This window comes from Spiroplasma endosymbiont of Clivina fossor (genome assembly GCF_964031115.1).
Lineage (GTDB): Bacteria > Bacillota_I > Bacilli_A > Mycoplasmatales > Nriv7 > Nriv7.
Genome location: NZ_OZ035006.1, coordinates 1,961,883 through 1,984,284, shown reverse-complemented (window position 1 = coordinate 1,984,284; position 22,402 = coordinate 1,961,883). Strand labels below are relative to the sequence as shown.

30 protein-coding genes and 2 pseudogenes are annotated in these 22,402 nt (G+C 24.8%); 15 read left to right on the top strand and 17 right to left on the bottom strand.

The features are described from left to right. Positions 1-258: 258 nt before the first annotated feature. From AAHM82_RS12035 to AAHM82_RS12025, 3 genes are all read left to right on the top strand, one after another. A complete protein-coding gene (locus AAHM82_RS12035) occupies positions 259-2,400 on the top strand; it encodes a hypothetical protein (protein WP_342264094.1) in 2,142 nt (713 codons plus the stop codon). 165 nt (positions 2,401-2,565) lie between these two features. Next, positions 2,566-2,832 (top strand): Mbov_0395 family pilin-like conjugal transfer protein, encoded by a 267-nt coding sequence (locus AAHM82_RS12030; protein ID WP_342264093.1) that lies wholly within the window; start codon positions 2,566-2,568, stop codon positions 2,830-2,832. Positions 2,833-2,996: 164 nt separating this feature from the next. Beyond that, complete coding sequence (locus AAHM82_RS12025; RefSeq protein WP_342264092.1) at positions 2,997-3,368, top strand: hypothetical protein; 372 nt, start codon at positions 2,997-2,999, stop codon at positions 3,366-3,368. A 144-nt stretch (positions 3,369-3,512) separates the two neighbouring features. Here AAHM82_RS12025 and AAHM82_RS14965 read toward each other — a convergent pair whose 3' ends face one another. Beyond that, positions 3,513-3,905, bottom strand: a complete 393-nt coding sequence (locus AAHM82_RS14965) for a transposase family protein (RefSeq protein WP_342264845.1) — start codon at positions 3,903-3,905, stop codon at positions 3,513-3,515. Beyond that, positions 3,902-4,342 (bottom strand): helix-turn-helix domain-containing protein, encoded by a 441-nt coding sequence (locus AAHM82_RS14960; protein WP_425288987.1) that lies wholly within the window; start codon positions 4,340-4,342, stop codon positions 3,902-3,904. Before AAHM82_RS14960 ends, AAHM82_RS14965 begins: the two co-directional genes overlap by 4 nt. 76 nt (positions 4,343-4,418) lie before the next feature. On the opposite strand from AAHM82_RS14960, the gene AAHM82_RS12015 reads away from it, so the two are divergent. From AAHM82_RS12015 to AAHM82_RS12000, 4 genes are all read left to right on the top strand, one after another. Beyond that, a complete protein-coding gene (locus tag AAHM82_RS12015; protein ID WP_342264090.1) occupies positions 4,419-5,126 on the top strand; it encodes an Mbov_0396 family ICE element transmembrane protein in 708 nt (235 codons plus the stop codon). A 23-nt stretch (positions 5,127-5,149) separates the two neighbouring features. Then, positions 5,150-5,404 (top strand): hypothetical protein, encoded by a 255-nt coding sequence (locus AAHM82_RS12010; RefSeq protein WP_342264089.1) that lies wholly within the window; start codon positions 5,150-5,152, stop codon positions 5,402-5,404. 80 nt (positions 5,405-5,484) lie between these two features. Continuing rightward, complete coding sequence (locus AAHM82_RS12005; protein ID WP_342264088.1) at positions 5,485-5,796, top strand: hypothetical protein; 312 nt, start codon at positions 5,485-5,487, stop codon at positions 5,794-5,796. A 2-nt stretch (positions 5,797-5,798) separates the two neighbouring features. Then, on the top strand, positions 5,799-6,263 hold the full coding sequence (locus tag AAHM82_RS12000) for a hypothetical protein (protein WP_342264087.1): 465 nt from the start codon (positions 5,799-5,801) through the stop codon (positions 6,261-6,263). A 172-nt stretch (positions 6,264-6,435) separates the two neighbouring features. Here AAHM82_RS12000 and AAHM82_RS14955 read toward each other — a convergent pair whose 3' ends face one another. The 4 genes from AAHM82_RS14955 to cysS form a co-directional block, all read right to left on the bottom strand. Then, positions 6,436-6,828: a transposase family protein gene (locus tag AAHM82_RS14955; RefSeq protein ID WP_342264845.1), complete on the bottom strand. Its 393-nt coding sequence runs from the start codon at positions 6,826-6,828 to the stop codon at positions 6,436-6,438. Continuing rightward, the gene (locus AAHM82_RS14950) at positions 6,825-7,265 is read right to left on the bottom strand and encodes a transposase family protein (RefSeq protein WP_342263396.1); all 441 of its coding nucleotides are present in this window, start codon (positions 7,263-7,265) and stop codon (positions 6,825-6,827) included. The genes AAHM82_RS14955 and AAHM82_RS14950 overlap by 4 nt, the downstream gene beginning before the upstream one ends. Before the next feature lie 426 nt (positions 7,266-7,691). Continuing rightward, positions 7,692-8,411: a 23S rRNA (guanosine(2251)-2'-O)-methyltransferase RlmB gene (rlmB, locus tag AAHM82_RS11990; protein WP_342264086.1), complete on the bottom strand. Its 720-nt coding sequence runs from the start codon at positions 8,409-8,411 to the stop codon at positions 7,692-7,694. 42 nt (positions 8,412-8,453) lie between these two features. After that, positions 8,454-9,770, bottom strand: a complete 1,317-nt coding sequence (cysS, locus tag AAHM82_RS11985; RefSeq protein ID WP_342264085.1) for a cysteine--tRNA ligase — start codon at positions 9,768-9,770, stop codon at positions 8,454-8,456. Between the two features lie 288 nt (positions 9,771-10,058). On the opposite strand from cysS, the gene AAHM82_RS11980 reads away from it, so the two are divergent. Together AAHM82_RS11980 and AAHM82_RS11975 are read left to right on the top strand one after the other, a co-directional pair. Then, positions 10,059-10,325, top strand: a complete 267-nt coding sequence (locus AAHM82_RS11980; protein WP_342264084.1) for an IS1/IS1595 family N-terminal zinc-binding domain-containing protein — start codon at positions 10,059-10,061, stop codon at positions 10,323-10,325. Between the two features lie 89 nt (positions 10,326-10,414). Then, a protein-coding gene (locus AAHM82_RS11975) for an IS5 family transposase (RefSeq protein ID WP_342263339.1) occupies positions 10,415-11,244 on the top strand; the annotation gives its coding sequence in 2 pieces (ribosomal slippage) (positions 10,415-10,811 and positions 10,811-11,244; 831 coding nt in all). Between the two features lie 57 nt (positions 11,245-11,301). On the opposite strand, the gene AAHM82_RS11970 is transcribed toward AAHM82_RS11975, so the two are convergent. The 4 genes from AAHM82_RS11970 to AAHM82_RS11960 form a co-directional block, all read right to left on the bottom strand. Continuing rightward, a complete protein-coding gene (locus AAHM82_RS11970; protein WP_342263365.1) occupies positions 11,302-12,522 on the bottom strand; it encodes an IS256 family transposase in 1,221 nt (406 codons plus the stop codon). Between the two features lie 105 nt (positions 12,523-12,627). Next, complete coding sequence (locus AAHM82_RS14945; protein WP_342264845.1) at positions 12,628-13,020, bottom strand: transposase family protein; 393 nt, start codon at positions 13,018-13,020, stop codon at positions 12,628-12,630. Further along, the gene (locus AAHM82_RS14940) at positions 13,017-13,457 is read right to left on the bottom strand and encodes a transposase family protein (protein WP_342263396.1); all 441 of its coding nucleotides are present in this window, start codon (positions 13,455-13,457) and stop codon (positions 13,017-13,019) included. Before AAHM82_RS14940 ends, AAHM82_RS14945 begins: the two co-directional genes overlap by 4 nt. Positions 13,458-13,620: 163 nt before the next feature. Continuing rightward, entirely contained in the window at positions 13,621-14,271 is a 651-nt protein-coding gene (locus AAHM82_RS11960; protein ID WP_342264083.1) for a UPF0236 family transposase-like protein, read from the bottom strand. A 188-nt stretch (positions 14,272-14,459) separates the two neighbouring features. Between AAHM82_RS11960 and AAHM82_RS11955 the strand changes: the two genes are divergently transcribed. Beyond that, positions 14,460-15,386: a ribosome-inactivating family protein gene (locus tag AAHM82_RS11955; RefSeq protein WP_342264082.1), complete on the top strand. Its 927-nt coding sequence runs from the start codon at positions 14,460-14,462 to the stop codon at positions 15,384-15,386. Further along, positions 15,346-16,221, top strand: coding sequence for a ribosome-inactivating family protein (locus AAHM82_RS11950; RefSeq protein WP_342264887.1), 876 nt, complete (start codon positions 15,346-15,348; stop codon positions 16,219-16,221). The genes AAHM82_RS11955 and AAHM82_RS11950 overlap by 41 nt, the downstream gene beginning before the upstream one ends. Positions 16,222-16,226: 5 nt before the next feature. Here the strand turns inward: AAHM82_RS11950 and AAHM82_RS11945 are convergent, their stop codons facing one another. Continuing rightward, positions 16,227-16,883, bottom strand: coding sequence for a transposase (locus AAHM82_RS11945; RefSeq protein ID WP_342264081.1), 657 nt, complete (start codon positions 16,881-16,883; stop codon positions 16,227-16,229). A 69-nt stretch (positions 16,884-16,952) separates the two neighbouring features. Beyond that, positions 16,953-17,042, bottom strand: a pseudogene (locus AAHM82_RS14935) (IS1/IS1595 family N-terminal zinc-binding domain-containing protein); the annotation flags it as partial. A gap of 67 nt (positions 17,043-17,109) precedes the next feature. Between AAHM82_RS14935 and AAHM82_RS14930 the strand changes: the two are divergent. Both AAHM82_RS14930 and AAHM82_RS14925 read left to right on the top strand, forming a co-directional pair. Continuing rightward, positions 17,110-17,550 carry a transposase family protein gene (locus AAHM82_RS14930; RefSeq protein WP_342263396.1) on the top strand — a complete coding sequence of 147 codons (441 nt, stop codon included), beginning with the start codon at positions 17,110-17,112 and terminating at the stop codon, positions 17,548-17,550. Continuing rightward, on the top strand, positions 17,547-17,939 hold the full coding sequence (locus AAHM82_RS14925; RefSeq protein ID WP_342264845.1) for a transposase family protein: 393 nt from the start codon (positions 17,547-17,549) through the stop codon (positions 17,937-17,939). The genes AAHM82_RS14930 and AAHM82_RS14925 overlap by 4 nt, the downstream gene beginning before the upstream one ends. Positions 17,940-18,083: 144 nt before the next feature. On the opposite strand, the gene AAHM82_RS11935 is transcribed toward AAHM82_RS14925, so the two are convergent. Further along, complete coding sequence (locus tag AAHM82_RS11935; protein WP_342264080.1) at positions 18,084-18,257, bottom strand: hypothetical protein; 174 nt, start codon at positions 18,255-18,257, stop codon at positions 18,084-18,086. A gap of 152 nt (positions 18,258-18,409) precedes the next feature. Between AAHM82_RS11935 and AAHM82_RS11930 the strand changes: the two are divergent. Together AAHM82_RS11930 and AAHM82_RS11925 are read left to right on the top strand one after the other, a co-directional pair. Further along, positions 18,410-18,919: pseudogene (locus AAHM82_RS11930) on the top strand (ankyrin repeat domain-containing protein); the annotation flags it as partial. Positions 18,920-19,495: 576 nt separating this feature from the next. Beyond that, a complete protein-coding gene (locus AAHM82_RS11925) occupies positions 19,496-20,716 on the top strand; it encodes an IS256 family transposase (protein ID WP_342264886.1) in 1,221 nt (406 codons plus the stop codon). Between the two features lie 68 nt (positions 20,717-20,784). On the opposite strand, the gene AAHM82_RS11920 is transcribed toward AAHM82_RS11925, so the two are convergent. The 4 genes from AAHM82_RS11920 to AAHM82_RS11905 all read right to left on the bottom strand — a co-directional run bounded on the left by AAHM82_RS11920 (position 20,785) and on the right by AAHM82_RS11905 (position 21,962). After that, positions 20,785-20,997, bottom strand: a complete 213-nt coding sequence (locus tag AAHM82_RS11920) for a hypothetical protein (protein ID WP_342264079.1) — start codon at positions 20,995-20,997, stop codon at positions 20,785-20,787. Positions 20,998-21,045: 48 nt separating this feature from the next. Beyond that, positions 21,046-21,258, bottom strand: coding sequence for a hypothetical protein (locus tag AAHM82_RS11915; protein ID WP_342262442.1), 213 nt, complete (start codon positions 21,256-21,258; stop codon positions 21,046-21,048). Between the two features lie 29 nt (positions 21,259-21,287). Beyond that, positions 21,288-21,464, bottom strand: a complete 177-nt coding sequence (locus AAHM82_RS11910) for a hypothetical protein (protein WP_339023814.1) — start codon at positions 21,462-21,464, stop codon at positions 21,288-21,290. Between the two features lie 168 nt (positions 21,465-21,632). Then, a complete protein-coding gene (locus tag AAHM82_RS11905; RefSeq protein ID WP_342224003.1) occupies positions 21,633-21,962 on the bottom strand; it encodes a hypothetical protein in 330 nt (109 codons plus the stop codon). Positions 21,963-22,402 lie beyond the last annotated feature (440 nt).

The following is a 22,402-nucleotide window of genomic DNA, read 5'->3' as shown; positions in this document are numbered from 1 at the left end:
TTTGCAAGAAGTCTAATGAATTTAAATTAAAAAATAGCTCTATTTAGAGAATTTAAAAAAATAATTTATGGGAATAAATATAAAAATTAAAGTATAAAAAAACAGAAATTTTCAAATAAAAGATATATAATTATTTTGTAATTAAATAAATAAAAAAATGGAAACACAACTCCAACAAGACCTGTGTTTCCATAGAAAATTATATCAAAAACCTAATTTAAAAATAATGATTTATTTGGTTTTTTAACATAATTACCTATGGGAATGTCAGCAGTGTGATATTCTCTTTTTTATTTATCAGAAAGGAAACAAATAAATATGAAAAAATTGTTAGGATTATTAATCATATTCACTTTAACAGCAAGTTTGCCTGTTCCGTTGCTTGCCAACGCACCGTTAGCGTTAGAATGAGATATTGACAAAACAACAGCACAACTAATTAGAAACAAAAGAGAAGGTGAAGAAACATATGAATTAAAACTTAAAAAAGGTAAATTTTTAATTGAAAAAAATACTAATGTTAAAAAAACATATGATTTTTCTTTAAAAATAGAATCTATCCCTAAAAAGGATGTTAGTGATTGAACACAAAAATTTATAACATTCCAAAATCAAGCGGATAATAAATATGTTGAAATCAGTAAATGAATGTTTTTCAATGAAAATTCTAATGTTTACAATAATCTTATAAACTCAAATTTTGACTTAAAAAAACAAACTACATTTGATTTTAATAAAAACATTACTTTAAATCTCCTTAAACATAACCGCTCTAAATCCTTTATGATTGAAATAGTAAATATTGAAATTGAAAGAGATAGTACCGACAATTTAGAGTGAGTAAAACAACGAAGTCATTTTAATTTGGTGGATAGTAGTAAGACAAAAAAATGAACGCGAAGCGACTTACTTACTGTTGATGGGGAGTTAAACATTGAAATTACTAACCTTAACATTGATAAAGTTTTATTTGATAATATCCAACAAAGTCAAACAAATAAACAATGAAACATCAATGTTAAACCCGAAACAAGTGCAAAAGACCATAATTTACAAGTATTTTTTACTTTGAATGGTAAACAATATACAAGTGAAATTACGGTCTCAATGCAAGCCAAAATTAACCCACCTAAACCCATTATCAAAGAAAACTTAGATAAGGTGATTAAATTTAATGAAGAAAATAATTTAGAAAATATTTTAGATAACAACAACGAAACTATCATTTCAGCAATTACCCAAAAAAATTCGCTTCAAGTTGATTTTTCACAAATTGAATTTGCAAAAAAAGATATTCATTCAACAACTTTATCAGCAAAAAAAGACAGTAAAAGTTATCAAGGTTCAGTTGTTGTTAAATTCAATGTTGTACCAGCAACAATCGTTGATTTAAAAATTGACCTACAACCAACAGCGCCAACAACACAAATTGTTAAAGATTATGTTGGACAAATTGATACTAGCATAATTATAAACCCAGTTAATACATTCTACTATGCAAATAGTGAAAGTAAAATTACAATGCTTAAACCGACCCCAAATAGTGTAATAAGTGGTGTAGTGTACGCTTGTGATGAGCAATGAAATAAAACATTACAACATAATCAAATTGACCCAACAAATGGTATTGTCTTAGACGGCTCACAGTTAGCAACAAGTAACGGAAAATATGTTGTTGAATTATCAGACAACTTAGGTCATACAAATAACATTTATTTACAAATAGCCCTAAAACAAGCCATCACAAAATATTTTGATACAGATAATGGCAAAAAATTTGAACAGTGAGCCAAAGCCAATGGCCGCGATGACATTCGCGGTTATTCTGCTCGGCAACTTAATAAAATGTTTGCAGAAAGCCAAAATTGACAACACCAAGCTAGTGATAATCAATTTGCCAATGCTCTTGCAGATTGATTTAAAACCAATGGCAAACTATCATCAAAAGAGCCATTGACAAAAGAGCAAGTCATAGCCCAATTAAAAACCCAAACGCCAAAGACAATCACAATTGATAAGGTTGATACCAGCAATTATGATTTTAAAAAAGTTTCGTTTGAACTGAACCAAAATGAAATTAAACCAAATGAACCAGTAAATATTGTTGTTGAATATGATTCTGAAAAATCAGACAGCCTTATCTTACAAATTGCAAATAGCAACCCACCCATCATCATCAATAACAAAAGTGGACTAACCGGCTGAGCTATCATTGGTGTCGTTATTGGGGCTTTATCAGGACTACTGCTTCTTGGCTGACTATTGAAAAAATTTGTGGTTACGCCGTTTATTTTAGAACCAATCCGTAAGAAAAAAGTCGAAGCCTTCCAACGCCAAACAGAAAAAGACATCGCCCAAATGAAAGCCGACGAAAAAGAAGAGCAAGAAAAAAACAAATAACATGAACTGGACAATTTTTTTTGCCATTATTATTCTTGCGTTTATTTTTTGAAAACCCGCAATATGATTGTTGAAAAAAATTATTTTTTTTGATTGGTACGGTTTTGGGAATAATTACAGGAATAAAACAAGTGAGAAGAAGAAAAAATAAAGGAGGTGATAAAAATGATGTTTCTAGCAACAACGAGTAATTTACAAGAAATCGGAAACAAAGTTATTTCAATTGGCATGCCAATTTTAATTAGTTTAGCGATAGTAATTGCTATCATTATGGTTGCTTATTATGGAATTGGTGGTAAATTTGCCAAAAACGCCGAACAACGCAAAGAAACCATTGCTCGTATAACATGAGTAGGGGTTTGTTTGGGAATTGTTATTTTAGCAAGTTCACTTGTTTTAGGATTAAAAGATGTTATTTTAGGAATTGCTTAAAGGAGACGTAAAAATGTTACAAAAGAAAAAAGGATTAAAAAACCCTTTCCTCGTTGGCAAATCAGCAAAAATCAAACCAACATCAATAAATAACATCATAGCCATTGTTAACAATGTAATTAAGAAAATGGCTATGTTTCTTTATTATAGCATTCTTGCCCTTGATGTTAATAGTAGTTATTATTGTTATAATTATTGCTGCGATTAGGGCTATTTTTGCCCCTGATACAATAAATAATTTTTTTACCACTGCGCACACACGCGACGCGTCTGAATTATTGACAAAAAGTAGTCAAATAGCTAGTGATAGTGGTGGTGATGCACCGAGTTGACTGTTAAGTTCAATTATGAATGCGGTTTCTGCTATTTTATATCTTATTTTTATTAAACCCTTGCTTTGGCTTTTAAATAAATTCCAAGACATAATTTATTTTATGTCGGGTAGGAATTTAGCAAATCGTTTGCTTTTTGAAAATAATAATCCTAACGGTGTACCAATGTTATTTATTAGACTTCTTGCAAAATTAATATGATAATTATAATTTTTAAATTTAAAATAAATATAAAAGTGTTATTAAAATAATTTTTAGATTATTTTTACAAATATTTTGTCATTAAAACATAATAAAAATTATTATTTACAATAAAAAAAGACTGAAATTTTAAATTATCAAATATATTTAAACTAATAGTTGTAAATTATAAATTGAAGCTATTAAATTAAATCTTAAAGCAAATCTTTTTCTACGATTTCGATATTTTTCACTAATAATTTTAAATTTTTTAAGTATAGCAAAAACATTTTCAATAACAATTCTCATTTTTGAAATTCGCTCATTATTTTGCTTTTCTTCTTTATTTAAAGGGTTTTTCTTTGATTTTCTTTTAGGAATTAAAACATTATGATTAATTTTTTGTATGCCTTGATAACCTAAATCCACTAAAACAGTTGTTTCTGGTAAAAATTTAATTTTTGAATCTTTTAAAATTTTAAAGTCATGGTTTTTACCATAAGAAAAATCAGAACTAATAATTTTTTTACTATCTTTTTCAATTATAACTTGTGTTTTTATTGTGTGTTTTTTCTTTTTTCCTGAGTAGTGCTGTTTTTGTCTTTTTTTGGGCGTTGGATTTGGCTTTCAGTTACATCAATTATAACAGTCTTATCTTTGAAATAATCTTTTAATAGTGATTTTTGACCAGTAAGTTGTTGAAAATTAGGGTGTTTTATTAAAGCGTCTTCAATTCATTTGATATTTCTATAACAACTACTTTCACTAATATCATAACTTTTTGCAATATGAAAATAAGTTCTATATTCTCTTCAATATTCTAAAGTCATTAAAATACGATTTTCTAATGATAATTTATTGGTTCTTCCGCGACGAAATCTCTTTTTTAATTCTTCTATTTTTAAAATTTCTAGCATTTTATTAAAAGTAGTATGTTTAATACCAGTTAATCTTAAAAAATTTTTATCACTTATTTGATTATTTTTTTTAAATTTCATTTAAATTCCACCTTTTTATTAAAAACAACAATTCAATTATATTTTAAATTAATTTTGCAAGAAGTCTATTGTAATAGTGGCTATTGCCGGAATAATATTAGCGTTGTTGCTTGCCGGACGAATGATTGAAATAATGTTAGCTGATGAAAAACACAGTAAGTTAAAAGCAACATTACGAAATATGATTTTATTGTTTATAGCTATTCCCACAATCCCAATTATTTTTTTCACTTTAAATATTATTGTTAATTTGTTAACCCAAGCAATTATGCAAGCAAGTAATTTGAATATGCAAAATATCGGCTTGTTTATTTTCAATTCTTCGTTTGATAATGGTATGCACAATTTTGATTATGTGCCAGCGAGTTGAACATTTGCCGATAGTGGGCATTTTAATTATTTGATGTGTTTGTTTTCAGAGGGCTTTATGATATATATCTTTTTATTAATTAGTTTATTTTTATTTTGACGAACTGCCGAACTATTAATTCTTTATGTTTTATCACCAATTGTGATTGTGTCAGCAATCCAAGATGAGGGGCGAAGATTTAGAAACTGAAAAGAATTAACTGTTGCTCGCTTTCTTAGTTTTAATATGGTTTTTTTAGCGTATAGTTTATTTTTATGAAGTATTACGATTTTTGCTGAAATCGGAAACGCAATCCCTGACCCAACCACAAGGCCAATTTTTACTTTACTAGGAATTTTTGCCTTTGGCATTGTGGTTGTCAAATCACCACAATTATTGTCATCGCTTATGGGGGGGGTAATACTACATCATTAGGTGACGGGGGATTTGGGAATATTATGGGGTTAAAAGTTGCTACAAACGCCTTTATTTCTGGTGGAGCAATGGTTACGAGCGGAGTAAGAACAAGTTATAGTTTAAGTAAAAAAACTGCTAGTGAATTAGGGATTGCTCGTGCGGTTCATCAAGGTGCCAAAGAGCATGGTTTTAAAAATATTGCCAAAGCAAAATTTAAAAATACCGTTACTAGTGATTTTGCAAAAAGTCATGCCAAAACAAGTGAAAAAATCAATCAATGATTTACTGATAAATAATTTTGAAATCATTGTCTGCAACGCATTTAAAGGCAAAAAATATCGAAATTAAACACAATGATTGAATAACAGTAAACATTATGGCACGCCGTAAACTAAAACGAAAAACTGACAAAGCAAATTTATTTTCCATTCCTTTTTATAAAGGTTTGTCGGTTTGAATTAATAAAAAATGTATTCATGGTTCGCGAAAAGATAAATCGCTTGCCGTTGGAATAAAAGCCAATGATGAATATATTATTTGAATATATGACAATGACGCCAAAATACATGTCAAAAGTGAAATTTGACAAGGTCAATTTTTAATCAATTTGTTTCAAAAAGAATGAAGCAAAACAAATGAAACAAATAAAATTAACCAAGAAGCGTTGAGCAATAAAGGAGACGAATAACTATGGACGACAACAAAGCACGCATTATCACAAAACGAGCAAGTAAAATTCGTTTTACTATTTCCAATGCCCTTGGCGGGATTGGTAAAGTTGAAATTGCTATCATAGTAATTAACTTTTTAATTACAGCTTTAATATTTTCGTTTTTATTCAAATATCAAATAATTGTTAGTGTTATTATTACTATTTTTATGTGGTTAACAAGTTTAATTTTAATGTTTCCAACTAAAAACGGTACTAAGCTGCACAATGTTATTTGAACTGCATTCAAATATATTTTTGTTAAAAAACACAATAATGATGTTTTAAAAATAAGTAAAATTAAAAAAATTGAAGACAATATTATTAATTTTGAAAACAAAATTGCGATTGTATATCGTATTGAAGCAAGAGATATATCATTGGCTAATCAACAAGAGCGTGATATTCCCATTTATAAATTAGCTAGTATTTTAAAAACTATGTAATAGACTTCTTGCAAAATTAATATGATAATTATAATTTTTAAATTTAAAATAAATATAAAAGTGTTATTAAAATAATTTTTAGATTATTTTTACAAATATTTTGTCATTAAAACATAATAAAAATTATTATTTACAATAAAAAAAGACTGAAATTTTAAATTATCAAATATATTTAAACTAATAGTTGTAAATTATAAATTGAAGCTATTAAATTAAATCTTAAAGCAAATCTTTTTCTACGATTTCGATATTTTTCACTAATAATTTTAAATTTTTTAAGTATAGCAAAAACATTTTCAATAACAATTCTCATTTTTGAAATTCGCTCATTATTTTGCTTTTCTTCTTTATTTAAAGGGTTTTTCTTTGATTTTCTTTTAGGAATTAAAACATTATGATTAATTTTTTGTATGCCTTGATAACCTAAATCCACTAAAACAGTTGTTTCTGGTAAAAATTTAATTTTTGAATCTTTTAAAATTTTAAAGTCATGGTTTTTACCATAAGAAAAATCAGAACTAATAATTTTTTTACTATCTTTTTCAATTATAACTTGTGTTTTTATTGTGTGTTTTTTCTTTTTTCCTGAGTAGTGCTGTTTTTGTCTTTTTTTGGGCGTTGGATTTGGCTTTCAGTTACATCAATTATAACAGTCTTATCTTTGAAATAATCTTTTAATAGTGATTTTTGACCAGTAAGTTGTTGAAAATTAGGGTGTTTTATTAAAGTGTCTTCAATTCATTTGATATTTCTATAACAACTACTTTCACTAATATCATAACTTTTTGCAATATGAAAATAAGTTCTATATTCTCTTCAATATTCTAAAGTCATTAAAATACGATTTTCTAATGATAATTTATTGGTTCTTCCGCGACGAAATCTCTTTTTTAATTCTTCTATTTTTAAAATTTCTAGCATTTTATTAAAAGTAGTATGTTTAATACCAGTTAATCTTAAAAAATTTTTATCACTTATTTGATTATTTTTTTTAAATTTCATTTAAATTCCACCTTTTTATTAAAAACAACAATTCAATTATATTTTAAATTAATTTTGCAAGAAGTCTAATGTATAAAAAAAGTTAAAGTAAAAATAGTAATTTTACATAAAAGCCTTTTAAAATTATCAAGTTGATGATTTTTTTTATTTTATCAAGAGTTTTCGACAAAATTAAAAAAATTTTTTTAATTTTAATAACACAAAATATGGTATTATTAAATCAATTAAGAGAAGCATAGTCTAATAACTGTGTGTGATTTACAATCCACCTCTATCATATTAAAAATATACCTAAAATTAAGTATATTCAATAAATATCAAGAGTTTTCGACAAAATTAAAATTTTTTTCATAAAAATATAAACGCTGGTTGTTGATAGGCATTTTGGTATTGATATATTAATTCATTATCTTCCATTTAAACTCCTTAATTATTTTGATTATTCCGAACTTGATATAATAGCAAAGCACTAGCAACAGCAACATTTAAAGAATTAATATGACCTTGCATTGGTACTTTAACAATATAATCAGAATTATTTAAAAGTTTCTGACTAACACCTTTACCTTCATTACCAACAATTAAAGCAATCGGTTTTTTATAGTCAACATTATAATAATTAATTTCGGTATTTAAAGCACTAGCAACAATCCAAAAACCATTTTCTTTTAATGTCGTTAAAGTATTACTAAGATTAGTTACTTTCACAACCGGCACATAGTTAATCGCACCAACAGAAGTTTTTGCAACCGTAGCATTTAATTCTACTTGTCTTTGCTTCAAAATAATAACCACATCAACATTAACTGCATCACAACTTCGCAAAATTGCTCCAAAATTTCTTGGATCTTCAATTTGATCTAAAATTAAAATTAAAGGATATTTTTTAGTTTTTACTTTTTGTAAAACTACTTCTAAAGAAGTATACACATATTCCTTAATTAAACAGACAATTCCTTGATGTTTTGAATGCTTAACTAATAATAATAATTGTTCTTTATTACTAATAACATAAGAAATATTCGCCTGCTTTAATTGCTCAATAATAACTTTTTCTTGTGGTAAAATAAAAACTTTTTCAATTCGTTGGCGGTCATCAGCTAATAATTGTTTTAAAGGATTTTTACCATAAATATAATTTGCCATTTTTGTTACTCCTTAATAAAGAAAATTATTTTTGAACATATTTTATAAAATATTCTTCGCTTGTAATTGTTTTCTAATTTTATCTGCTAAATTATATTTTTTTTGTTTACGGGCATCTTGTCAAGATAATAATAATTGTTTCACATCATCATCAAACGAAACTAATGAAAATTGTAAACCTAAAAGAAATAAGCATTGTTGCAGGGTATTAAATAATGGTAAAATTTTTCCTGATTTTCCTTTTAAAATATTATTAATTTCCTTAATAATTTGTTCAATTATTACTCAAGCATTAGCAAAGTTAAGGTCATCTTGTAAATAATTTACCACTTGCATCACAAGTTGTTCATTTTTTTTATTAGTATTAACCTCGCCATTTAAAAATGAAGTTACTAAACTTTCTTTTAATATTTGATAAATTTTTGCAACTTTTTCTTTTCCTTGAATAATAAAATTTTTAGTAATATTTAACGGCTTAGAATAATGGGTTAGCGTTAATAAATATCGTAAAACATTAGCATCATAATGGTGCAAAAATTCTTTAACAATAATAGTATTTTTAAGAGATTTTGACATTTTGACATCATCATAAAATAGATGACCATTATGAAGTCATATTTTAACAGGTTCTTGCTTATTTAATGCCAACAATTGAATTCTTTCATTTTCATGATGAGGAAATATTAAATCAATACCGCCACCATGAAGATTAATCGACTGTTTAAAATATTTATTAATAAATAAGGCACATTCAGTATGTCATCCCGGTCTGCCTTCACTTCAAGGCGAAGTTCATTTTTGTCCCTGATCGGTTTTTTTCCATAAAACAAAATCATTAACATAATTTTTATTACTATCAATCGCAACTCTAATTCCTACTTGCAAATCCTTTAAATTTTTCTTTGATAATTGTCCATAAGATTGAAAATATTTTTCTATTGCTAAATAAACATTACCATTCTTAACATAAGCAGCTTCAATTTTAACTAAGCGGTCAATAAATTTAATAATATCAACAATATTATCACTTACTTTGACAAATAAATTTGGTTCATAAACATTTAACTGTTTTAAAACCTCAAAATAACTTTTAGTATACTTTTCTGTTAATTCCTTTTCGGTTATTTTTTCTAAATGAGCTTGATGAATAATCTTATCATCAATATCAGTAATATTTTGCACATAAAAAAATTTCTGTTTAGTAACCATAAATAATCGTTGCAAAATATCAAAAATAACAATTGGTCGCATATTCCCAATATGAATATCACCATAAACTGTCGGTCCACAAACATACATTGTAACCATCAAGTCATTGATTTTAATTTTTTGTTGTTGTTTACTATCTCATATTTGCATTAAATTCACCTATATAATCAAAAAATATTATAACATACTTAAAATATTATGGTAAGATTACTATATGAAAAGATCGCGTTTAGTTTTGTTAGGTGGAAAAATATTTGATTAATTTTGAAAGAAAAGTAACTACAATTTAATTATCGTTTTATTTGAAAAATAAGTAATAAAACAAAATATTTAATATTAACAAACATAATCTTTTTAATTTTGTCGAAAACTCTTGATATTTATTGAATATACTTAATTTTAGGTATATTTTTAATATGATAGAGGTGGATAATAATTATGGAAAAAATAATTCAAGAACTAGTAAATACTTTAACAGATGATCAATTTTTAGAATTTTATGAAAAAGTCAAACAACAAGCAGAATTAATAAAAAAACAAAAACGTTTAAATGAAATTGATCAAAAATTTAGATCGCAAGGTATTAAATGCCCTAAATGTGAATCTTACCATTGCGTTAAAAATGGACATAATTCAGAAGGAAAACAAAAATATTTTTTTATTTTATCAAGAGTTTTCGACAAAATTAAAACAAAAAATTATTAATATTATTAAATTTTCACTAATTAGACTTCTTGCAAAATTAATTTAAAATATAATTGAATTGTTGTTTTTAATAAAAAGGTGGAATTTAAATGAAATTTAAAAAAAATAATCAAATAAGTGATAAAAATTTTTTAAGATTAACTGGTATTAAACATACTACTTTTAATAAAATGCTAGAAATTTTAAAAATAGAAGAATTAAAAAAGAGATTTCGTCGCGGAAGAACCAATAAATTATCATTAGAAAATCGTATTTTAATGACTTTAGAATATTGAAGAGAATATAGAACTTATTTTCATATTGCAAAAAGTTATGATATTAGTGAAAGTAGTTGTTATAGAAATATCAAATGAATTGAAGACACTTTAATAAAACACCCTAATTTTCAACAACTTACTGGTCAAAAATCACTATTAAAAGATTATTTCAAAGATAAGACTGTTATAATTGATGTAACTGAAAGCCAAATCCAACGCCCAAAAAAAGACAAAAACAGCACTACTCAGGAAAAAAGAAAAAACACACAATAAAAACACAAGTTATAATTGAAAAAGATAGTAAAAAAATTATTAGTTCTGATTTTTCTTATGGTAAAAACCATGACTTTAAAATTTTAAAAGATTCAAAAATTAAATTTTTACCAGAAACAACTGTTTTAGTGGATTTAGGTTATCAAGGCATACAAAAAATTAATCATAATGTTTTAATTCCTAAAAGAAAATCAAAGAAAAACCCTTTAAATAAAGAAGAAAAGCAAAATAATGAGCGAATTTCAAAAATGAGAATTGTTATTGAAAATGTTTTTGCTATACTTAAAAAATTTAAAATTATTAGTGAAAAATATCGAAATCGTAGAAAAAGATTTGCTTTAAGATTTAATTTAATAGCTTCAATTTATAATTTACAACTATTAGTTTAAATATATTTGATAATTTAAAATTTCAGGGACTGTACAATTAACTGTGTCTCTAAGTAATTAACTTAAATTCACTCTGTCCTCAAATTTTATCATTAAATGTGAAATTGCACTACCCCAATTTTGAATTGGCATCGTTCATTTCTTAACCATATTTTGAAATGCTAAATAAAATATTTTAAAAACTGATGCGTCATTAGGAAAAATCTTTTTATTCTTAATGACTTTTCTTAATTGACTATTAACAGATTCAATCGCATTAGTTGTGTAAATAATTCTTCTAAATTCCTGAGGATATTCAAGAAAAATTATTAAATTATTTCAGTTATTTTTTCATGATTTAGTAATTTGTGGATACTTTTTATTTCATTTTTCTGAAAAATGATCTAAAGCAATTAACGCTATTTCTTCATTAATTGCTGTATAAATTGATTTTAAATCATTAGCTACAAGTTTGCGATCTTTGTAAGGAACAAATTTTAAACTATTGCGAATTTGATGAACAATGCATAATTGATGCTGTGTTTTTGGGAAAACAGCTTCTATTGCATCAGACATCCCAGTTAAATTATCACTACAAGCAACAAGAATATCTTGTAACCCACGATTTTTCATTTCCGTAAGATTATTAAGTCAAAATTTGGCTCCCTCATTCTCACTAATTCACATTCCTAAAATATCTTTTAAACCATCTAAATTAATTCCTAAGGCAAGATAAACTGCTTTATTTATTATTCGTTTATCTTGCTTTACTTTAACAACAATACAATCAAAATAAACAATCGGATAAATCTTCTCTAAAGGTTTAGTTTGTCACATTTTAACTTCTTCAATAACATCATCAGTTATTTGACTAATTAAACTTTCTGAAATTTCTGCTCCGTGATAGAATTCTTGCAATTGTGCTTTGATATCAGAAATTGTCATTCCTCTTGCATATAAAGAAATTACTTTTTGATCAAAGTTATCAAATCTTCTTTGTCTTTTTGGAATAATTACTGGTTCAAAAGTACTATTTCGATCTCTTGGTACATCAATTGCGATTGAACCATTTTTAGTAATAATGGTTTTTTGTGTGTTGCCATTTCTTTTATTATGATTCTCATCAGTTTCAAGATAATCTTTAATTTCCGTATTTAACATTCGTTCAGTTAATTTTTTGGTAAATTCCTGAAAAATAGTATTGCCTTTAAATAAATCTTGTGGATTATCAATATTTTCTAAAAAATAATCAACAACTTTATCAATTGCGTCAGGTTCTTTTTTTATTTTTTTTGTCATTTTCTGTTCTCCTTCTTTTAAGTATAATTCAGAATGAATTTAAGTTAATTACTTAGAGACACAGTTAATTGTACAGTCCCTGAAATTTTAAATTATCAAATATATTTAAACTAATAGTTGTAAATTATAAATTGAAGCTATTAAATTAAATCTTAAAGCAAATCTTTTTCTACGATTTCGATATTTTTCACTAATAATTTTAAATTTTTTAAGTATAGCAAAAACATTTTCAATAACAATTCTCATTTTTGAAATTCGCTCATTATTTTGCTTTTCTTCTTTATTTAAAGGGTTTTTCTTTGATTTTCTTTTAGGAATTAAAACATTATGATTAATTTTTTGTATGCCTTGATAACCTAAATCCACTAAAACAGTTGTTTCTGGTAAAAATTTAATTTTTGAATCTTTTAAAATTTTAAAGTCATGGTTTTTACCATAAGAAAAATCAGAACTAATAATTTTTTTACTATCTTTTTCAATTATAACTTGTGTTTTTATTGTGTGTTTTTTCTTTTTTCCTGAGTAGTGCTGTTTTTGTCTTTTTTTGGGCGTTGGATTTGGCTTTCAGTTACATCAATTATAACAGTCTTATCTTTGAAATAATCTTTTAATAGTGATTTTTGACCAGTAAGTTGTTGAAAATTAGGGTGTTTTATTAAAGTGTCTTCAATTCATTTGATATTTCTATAACAACTACTTTCACTAATATCATAACTTTTTGCAATATGAAAATAAGTTCTATATTCTCTTCAATATTCTAAAGTCATTAAAATACGATTTTCTAATGATAATTTATTGGTTCTTCCGCGACGAAATCTCTTTTTTAATTCTTCTATTTTTAAAATTTCTAGCATTTTATTAAAAGTAGTATGTTTAATACCAGTTAATCTTAAAAAATTTTTATCACTTATTTGATTATTTTTTTTAAATTTCATTTAAATTCCACCTTTTTATTAAAAACAACAATTCAATTATATTTTAAATTAATTTTGCAAGAAGTCTAATGTTTTTGTAATTCTTTAATTAATAAATCACGATAATCCATCGTATTTATTCGTTTACCAACTTTTAACATTAGAAAATGACCTCGTTTGTTTTCTAGTTCTCTACGAGCATTTTTATAATTTTTTTTTTATGTCCAGTATGAAAAGTAACTAAACGAATTCTTTGGTCTTGTTTAATTTTCTGATCTAATGTCGCTAAAAATGTTTCATCTAGCTGAATATATAAATCTTTATTTTTAACATCAATTCTAGTTTTAGTTTCTTTTTCTGCTAGTTGAAAATATTCGGTAATATTGTATTTATTTAAAATTCTTGAAATACTACCTTTTGAAATATAACAATGATTTAGAGCATCTAAAACATTGCGATATCGTTTGCCATCACCCAAAAGACTTAAAACTTTAAATTGGACATCAAAATAAATGCGTTGTTTGGGCAATAAACCAATTTCTTTATCTAACAAACATACATATTCGAATTTACCTGATTTTTGATTTCAATATTTATATCGGCGTCGCTTAAAAGTAACATCACCAAAAATTGTAATAATTGTTCTTAAAGCAAAATGAACTACTTTATAACCTTGTTTTAACCGATAATGATATTTATATAAGTATTCATCTAATTTTTCATATTCATTAGCTAATTGTTCGCATTTGTTGGTGTACATATTTTTGTGGGTTGTAAATAAACTAAATCAATGCTTGTTTTCTGAGGTTTTTACATTATTAATAATTTTTAACATAATAAATTACCTTTCTTGATAGTAACTTTAACAAATTTTAGTATTCAATAAACTGAAAAAATGATAAAAATTCTTATTTGATGATTTATAATTAATTTGTGTTAATTAAATTTTATAAATTTAAGGGGGGTCTCGATACTATAAAAATTTATTAGTTAGCAAAAATTCAAGAAAGGAATTTGGCTAGTATGAAAAAACTTTTAGAATTACTAGGAATAATTTTGATAACCAGCAATGCAGCAGGACCATTAGCCGCCAATAAGCCTAATAACAATAAAGATAAAATTAAAAACAGTCTAGAAACATTAACTCGCCAAAAAAGACAAGCACCACCAGCTCAAACTGATATTATTGAAAAAGAAATTACTTTAGATAAAAATTATTCTGACAATATTCAAAAAATGTTAAAAGACTTTATGAAAAATAACCAAATTGATCCGTTAAGAATGATAAATAACGAAGGAATTGTTACAACAGATAAATTTGAAACACTAGCCAAAATAAAAGAACGCGACGCTAATATTAAAATTATAGAAAAATTAGATGAAATTCTACAATTAAGAGAGTTTGATGCAAATAAAATAAGAATCTTAATCTTAACCTTAAAAAATAGTGATAAAAATAAGGAGATAAAACTAGTAATTAATTTAGATAATCTTTATCTGCAAGGATTTATCAATAAAAATAATCAATATTTTTATTTTAAAGAAGAAAAAAGTTTTGAGCAATGAAATCAAGAAAAAAAGAAAATTGAAGACCAATTAAATGAATGAAAAATTTTGGAAGAAAAATTTAATTCTTTAAGTTTAAACGATGAAATTAAAAATAAAATTAAAGAAATTGATAATTTTAAAGATGAATCAAAACGAAAATTGAATCAAGAAAATAGTGAAGAAAATAAAAAAATTATAAGACTTATCCAAAATAATTCATTTACTGAAATTGAAAAAAGTTGCCAAGATGATGAAATAAAACAAAAAATATTAAAATTGAAACCATTTTGAAATATTTATCAAAAAATCCAACAAATAAGACAAAAAGCTCTAAATTTATTAAACAAAGGGAAATCAGAAATTAAAAAAGAATACGAAGAAAAAAAACTATCAATGAAATAGTATATTTAATGAAATAAATTCAATTATTCAAAGTAATATTAGTACAATTCAACATAAAAAAATCAAAGAAAATGAAATAAATAAAATTATAGCAAACAAATATTCAATAAATAAAAATCAATTAAATTATAATGGGTCATATCAAAATAAAGGTCTAAATGCCGTGAATCAAAATATTAATATTACTAAAGAAAATTTAAATAAGATAATTGCAAATTTATCAAATTATACTCATGATTCAACAAGAACAGAAGAAGAAATTCAAACAATAAAAGATAAGTTAGCGCGATTAATTTTTATCACTAGCGAAGCAATGCGTTTTGGTTCGTATCTTAAATGTTTTAATTATGAAAAAAATGGTCAAAAAGTTGAATTTAAAAATATTCCAACAAATGTTCAAGAAATACTTGATGGTAAAATTGATTCACTTAAATGAAAAGTTTATGAGAACCAATTAATAGGCGGATGAATAGCATCTAGTAAAAATTTAGAACAAAAAAGAAAAGAAATTTTTAAAAAATTAAATAAACGAATTATTGTTTCAAATTTTTTAAGTGAACATAATAAAGAACTAAACAAAATCTTTAAAAAATCATCAAAACAAAGTCAAAATTGAGAAACAGAAGTTAAATCTGATGTTCAAAAAATAATTAAAAATTCTAATAATCAAGAATATATAAATTTAGAAACTGATATTTTAAAAAATATTAATGGTTTATTCATAGCAAATGAAAAGGAAATTTTAATTTTGTCGAAAACTCTTGATAAAATAAAAAAAATCATCAACTTGATAATTTTAAAAGGCTTTTATGTAAAATTACTATTTTTACTTTAACTTTTTTATACATTAAAATATAATACCGCTGTTTGTTGGTTTGGAGTTAAACCCTTATGTTGGTATTTTCATTTTCAGAGATTTAAATAATTTTGAATATTAGTAAAACCTAAACCATGATAATGAATTAAGGCTTCTTTAAGACTAGATTGTAATTTACTGATTTTATTTAAGTTACGATAACTAGCTTCAGGATTAATTGTTGTTTTAGTTACACATAAAGTAGAATTTGTTTGTTTTGCTACTAAAAAATATAATTTTTGCATATCAGAAGTAATAATTGAATTTTCGTTAATTAATTCTTTGTTCATATTTTCAATAACTCATTGTTTTTGTAAACGTTTGGTGTTTGTGGATTTAACATAAATATTGTTATTATTATCAATTGCCATTTGAATACAGCATTTAGTATTAGTTGCGAATGGGTCAAGGTGAATTCTTCGTGGATCAGTTTTATATTTGAAATTTCCTTTATGAATTTCTTTAATAAATGTTTCATCGATTTGGATTTTACCAGATAATTTTTTAAATTTTAATTGGGTATTTTCTAATTGTTTTGATTTCATTAATTTTTGACGATTATATCAAGCAGTTTTTAATGTAGTTTTAATAAAACGAGAAATTGTTTTACTAGATTGCCCCGGCAATGAAATTTGAATCAATAAATTTCATTGTTCATAATTTAAATGACTTCAATAAATAAAATGATTACGAAAAGCGTCAAAACTTGCACGGCAATTTTTACATAAATATTTTTGTTTTCCTTCTGAATTATGTCCATTTTTAACGCAATGGTAAGATTCACATTTAGGGCATTTAATAGACTTCTTGCAAAATTAATTTAAAATATAATTGAATTGTTGTTTTTAATAAAAAGGTGGAATTTAAATGAAATTTAAAAAAAATAATCAAATAAGTGATAAAAATTTTTTAAGATTAACTGGTATTAAACATACTACTTTTAATAAAATGCTAGAAATTTTAAAAATAGAAGAATTAAAAAAGAGATTTCGTCGCGGAAGAACCAATAAATTATCATTAGAAAATCGTATTTTAATGACTTTAGAATATTGAAGAGAATATAGAACTTATTTTCATATTGCAAAAAGTTATGATATTAGTGAAAGTAGTTGTTATAGAAATATCAAATGAATTGAAGACACTTTAATAAAACACCCTAATTTTCAACAACTTACTGGTCAAAAATCACTATTAAAAGATTATTTCAAAGATAAGACTGTTATAATTGATGTAACTGAAAGCCAAATCCAACGCCCAAAAAAAGACAAAAACAGCACTACTCAGGAAAAAAGAAAAAACACACAATAAAAACACAAGTTATAATTGAAAAAGATAGTAAAAAAATTATTAGTTCTGATTTTTCTTATGGTAAAAACCATGACTTTAAAATTTTAAAAGATTCAAAAATTAAATTTTTACCAGAAACAACTGTTTTAGTGGATTTAGGTTATCAAGGCATACAAAAAATTAATCATAATGTTTTAATTCCTAAAAGAAAATCAAAGAAAAACCCTTTAAATAAAGAAGAAAAGCAAAATAATGAGCGAATTTCAAAAATGAGAATTGTTATTGAAAATGTTTTTGCTATACTTAAAAAATTTAAAATTATTAGTGAAAAATATCGAAATCGTAGAAAAAGATTTGCTTTAAGATTTAATTTAATAGCTTCAATTTATAATTTACAACTATTAGTTTAAATATATTTGATAATTTAAAATTTCAGTCTTTTTTTATTGTAAATAATAATTTTTATTATGTTTTAATGACAAAATATTTGTAAAAATAATCTAAAAATTATTTTAATAACACTTTTATATTTATTTTAAATTTAAAAATTATAATTATCATATTAATTTTGCAAGAAGTCTAATACCTTGCGCTCTAAATTTTTGATCAATTTCATTTAAACGTTTTTGTTTTTTTATTAATTCTGCTTGTTGTTTGACTTTTTCATAAAATTCTAAAAATTGATCATCTGTTAAAGTATTTACTAGTTCTTGAATTATTTTTTCCATAATTATTATCCACCTCTATCATATTAAAATATACCTAAAATTAAGTATATTCAATAAATATCAAGAGTTTTCGACAAAATTAAAAAAAGGAAATTAATTTTCTAAAACGATGAGATAATAATCTTACTCCTAGTGTAATAAATATTAATAAAATGGATACTTATTATAATTTAATAAGGTCAGTAATTGTACAAGGTAATTTAGACTTGTTTGAATTAATAATTACAAAAAAACCAGAACTTATTAATGTAAATAATAATGATTTAACATTTTTACAAGTTGCAATAGCTAACCATGAAATTGATATAGTAAAATTATTACTTTCTCATGATGCTGATGTTAATGAAAAAGGCAAATATGATTCATCCCCTTTATACACTGCAACATTTTATGGTGGTATTGATATAGTAAAATTATTACTTTCTCATGGTGCTGATGTAAATGCAAGAAATAACAATGGTTTAACACCTTTACATGTTGCAATAGATAGAGAATATTTAAACATTGTTTCAATATTACTTTCTCATGGTGCTGATGTAAATGCAAGAAATAACAATGGTTTAACACCTTTACATGTTGCAATAGATAGAGAATATTTAAACATTGTTTCAATATTACTTTCTCATGGTGCTGATGTAAATGCAAAAGATTATAAGGTTGATTTAACACCATTAATTAGTGCATTAAGTAGTAACAACATAAATATTTTTATTGAATTAATCACAAATAAAAATAGTAAAGACAAAATTAATATTAATGAACCAAATAAAAAGGTTAACAATTGAACACTTTTACATTTTGCACCACAAACAGGCGATGACAAAGTAAAAAAACTTTTAGAAAATTTTATTCAATTAAAACAAGAATTAATCAAAAGTGAAAGTGAAAATGAAATAAAATGTATTGAAAAAAGAATAAAAAAATTATTAAAAATTAAATTGTCAGATTTTATTACCCAAACTCAGTTAGGAAAAATATCAGATAATAGTTCACAAACAATTTTAAATGCTTTTATTGAAAAAAATGAAAAAATTAAAAAGCTAGGTATTTTACCTGGACAGTTATATATTGAAGATATAACAGATAATTCTGCAAATATTATTTCACCTGCTTCAAATTATTATACTGGTACAGTGACAGTTAAATTTACACTTGCTAATCAAAAAAAACGGGCCTGTCCAAAATTCTGTGTCTCGATAATTCATTCTGAATTATACTTAAAAGAAGGAGAACAGAAAATGACAAAAAAAATAAAAAAAGAACCTGACGCAATTGATAAAGTTGTTGATTATTTTTTAGAAAATATTGATAATCCACAAGATTTATTTAAAGGCAATACTATTTTTCAGGAATTTACCAAAAAATTAACTGAACGAATGTTAAATACGGAAATTAAAGATTATCTTGAAACTGATGAGAATCATAATAAAAGAAATGGCAACACACAAAAAACCATTATTACTAAAAATGGTTCAATCGCAATTGATGTATCAAGAGATCGAAATAGTACTTTTGAACCAGTAATTATTCCGAAAAGACAAAGAAGATTTGATAACTTTGATCAAAAAGTAATTTCTTTATATGCAAGAGGAATGACAATTTCTGATATCAAAGCACAATTGCAAGAATTCTATCACGGAGCAGAAATTTCAGAAAGTTTAATTAGTCAAATAACTGATGATGTTATTGAAGAAGTTAAAATGTGACAAACTAAACCTTTAGAGAAGATTTATCCGATTGTTTATTTTGATTGTATTGTTGTTAAAGTAAAGCAAGATAAACGAATAATAAATAAAGCAGTTTATCTTGCCTTAGGAATTAATTTAGATGGTTTAAAAGATATTTTAGGAATGTGAATTAGCGAGAATGAGGGCGCCAAATTTTGACTTAATAATCTTACGGAAATGAAAAATCGTGGCTTACAAGATATTCTTGTTGCTTGTAGCGATAATTTAACTGGAATGTCTGATGCAATAGAAGCTGTGTTCCCAAAAACACAGCACCAATTATGCATTGTTCATCAAATTCGTAATAGTTTAAAATTTGTCCCTTACAAAGATCGCAAACTTGTAGCTAATGATTTAAAATCAATTTATACAGCAATTAATGAAGAAATAGCGCTAGTTGCTTTAGATCATTTTTCTGAAAAATGAAATAAAAAGTATCCACAAATTACTAAATCATGAAAAAATAACTGAAATAATTTAATAATTTTTCTTGAATATCCTCAAGAATTTAGAAGGATTATTTACACAACTAATGCGATTGAATCTGTTAATAGTCAACTAAGAAAAGTCATTAAGAATAAAAAGATTTTTCCTAATGACGCATCAGTTTTTAAAATATTTTATTTAGCATTTCAAAATATGGTTAAGAAATGAACGATGCCAATTCAAAATTGGGGTAGTGCAATTTCACATTTAATGATAAAATTTGAGGACAGAGTGAATTTAAGTTAATTACTTAAAGACACAGTTAATTGTACAGTCCCTGAAAAATATTATCAATTTTGGACAGGCTCCACATTTTAACAACCAACTTCCTTAATTAATAACATAGCATCAATACAAACCCACGCATCATGAAAAATATCTATCTCTACATGACCAACACCATAATCACGCGCTCATACACGATTAGGTTTAGTATTATTATCACCATTAATATATACAGATAACTGTGATACTCTATCTATCTTTTGTTCTTCTTCTGAAGAAGCAATACCATATCATACTTTCACTTTTCTCTTCCTGCCTTTTAATTTATCTTTCTTATTTTTAACATTTTTTTATTTGTTAATTTCTTCTCCATCTTTTTCTAATAAATTTTTCTTAAATTTCGCAATAAATATTCGTTGTGAATAAGTAAAATCTTTTGGCAACTGCTTTGCTTCACTACCATATTTCTTTTTATCTTTAAAAAAACGATAAATATTAACTGCAATATAATATGCTAGTAATAATGTTAAAATCGTAAAAAACACTAATCCAAAAATACTCATTTTTCTTTTCTCCTTAATTTTCTAATCTTTTAATATGCAATATCAACACAAAGTCAATTATCACCGACTAAATCAGTTCTAACAGATTCAACTGCAGATTTAGAGGCTCAAATTTTTTGTTCTAATCCAGTTTTTTTATTAATAGAATATATAAACTCTTGACAATAATCTTTGCCAGACTCATCCACATTAACTCACATTTTCATTTCTAAAACTCCTCAAAAAAATTGCAATAACTTAGTTAAATAACTCTCCTCAACTAACATCGATAATTAACGGGCGGAGCATACGCTTTCCGCACCGTTTAAACACCATAAAAACTAACTAAAATATTTTTTTATTTACCCTTATTCTGAAAACATCGTAAAACATTTTTAAAATGAATTTTTAAAATAATCAAAACTTACAACCTTTTTATCATGTTCTTTTTCAGCAACAAAAAAACCTAACAACTCATGACCTAAAATCAAACTAGACTTTTGACCTTTATCATTAATAAAAACTAACCGATATTCACCATCTCTAATTATTCCTATACAAATAGAATTCTCATATTTTCCTTTATAAACAAATCGTTTCGAAAACCAAATACCAGTAGATTCATACAATCACGGAATTGCTGGTGCTTTAATAAGTACTGCATTTTGTGTTTCTTTTAAAAGATATTTTTCAGTATTTAAAAAAATATTTTCAATATTTCTCATATACATACCATCCTTACAATATTTAGTTATATTAAACTAAGTTATATTTAGCTTAGTTATCTAACTAAGTTAAATATTTATTTTTTTAAACATTTATGTTTAACAAAATTTGTTAGTAAACTTCGTTTACTAATTAACTTAGTTTATTATTATCAAGGCACAAAAAAATACAAGGCATAACTAAAAATAATAAATATTAATTTAACCTTATATTTCTTGTAATAAATAAATGAGCTCATATTTATTTATTAATTAACAGCAAGTTTGTAAAAACCAAAATCTTGTCATATGTATATGGTTTCTACAACCACGATAATTAAGGTTATTGAAAAATATCAATATCAAGGTTATAATAATTTTCTTTGAAGACAATTTTGAAAATGGAAAAAAGAATCGCAGGTTCCAATATATGCGGAGGAATTAGCAAAACGATTTTATCA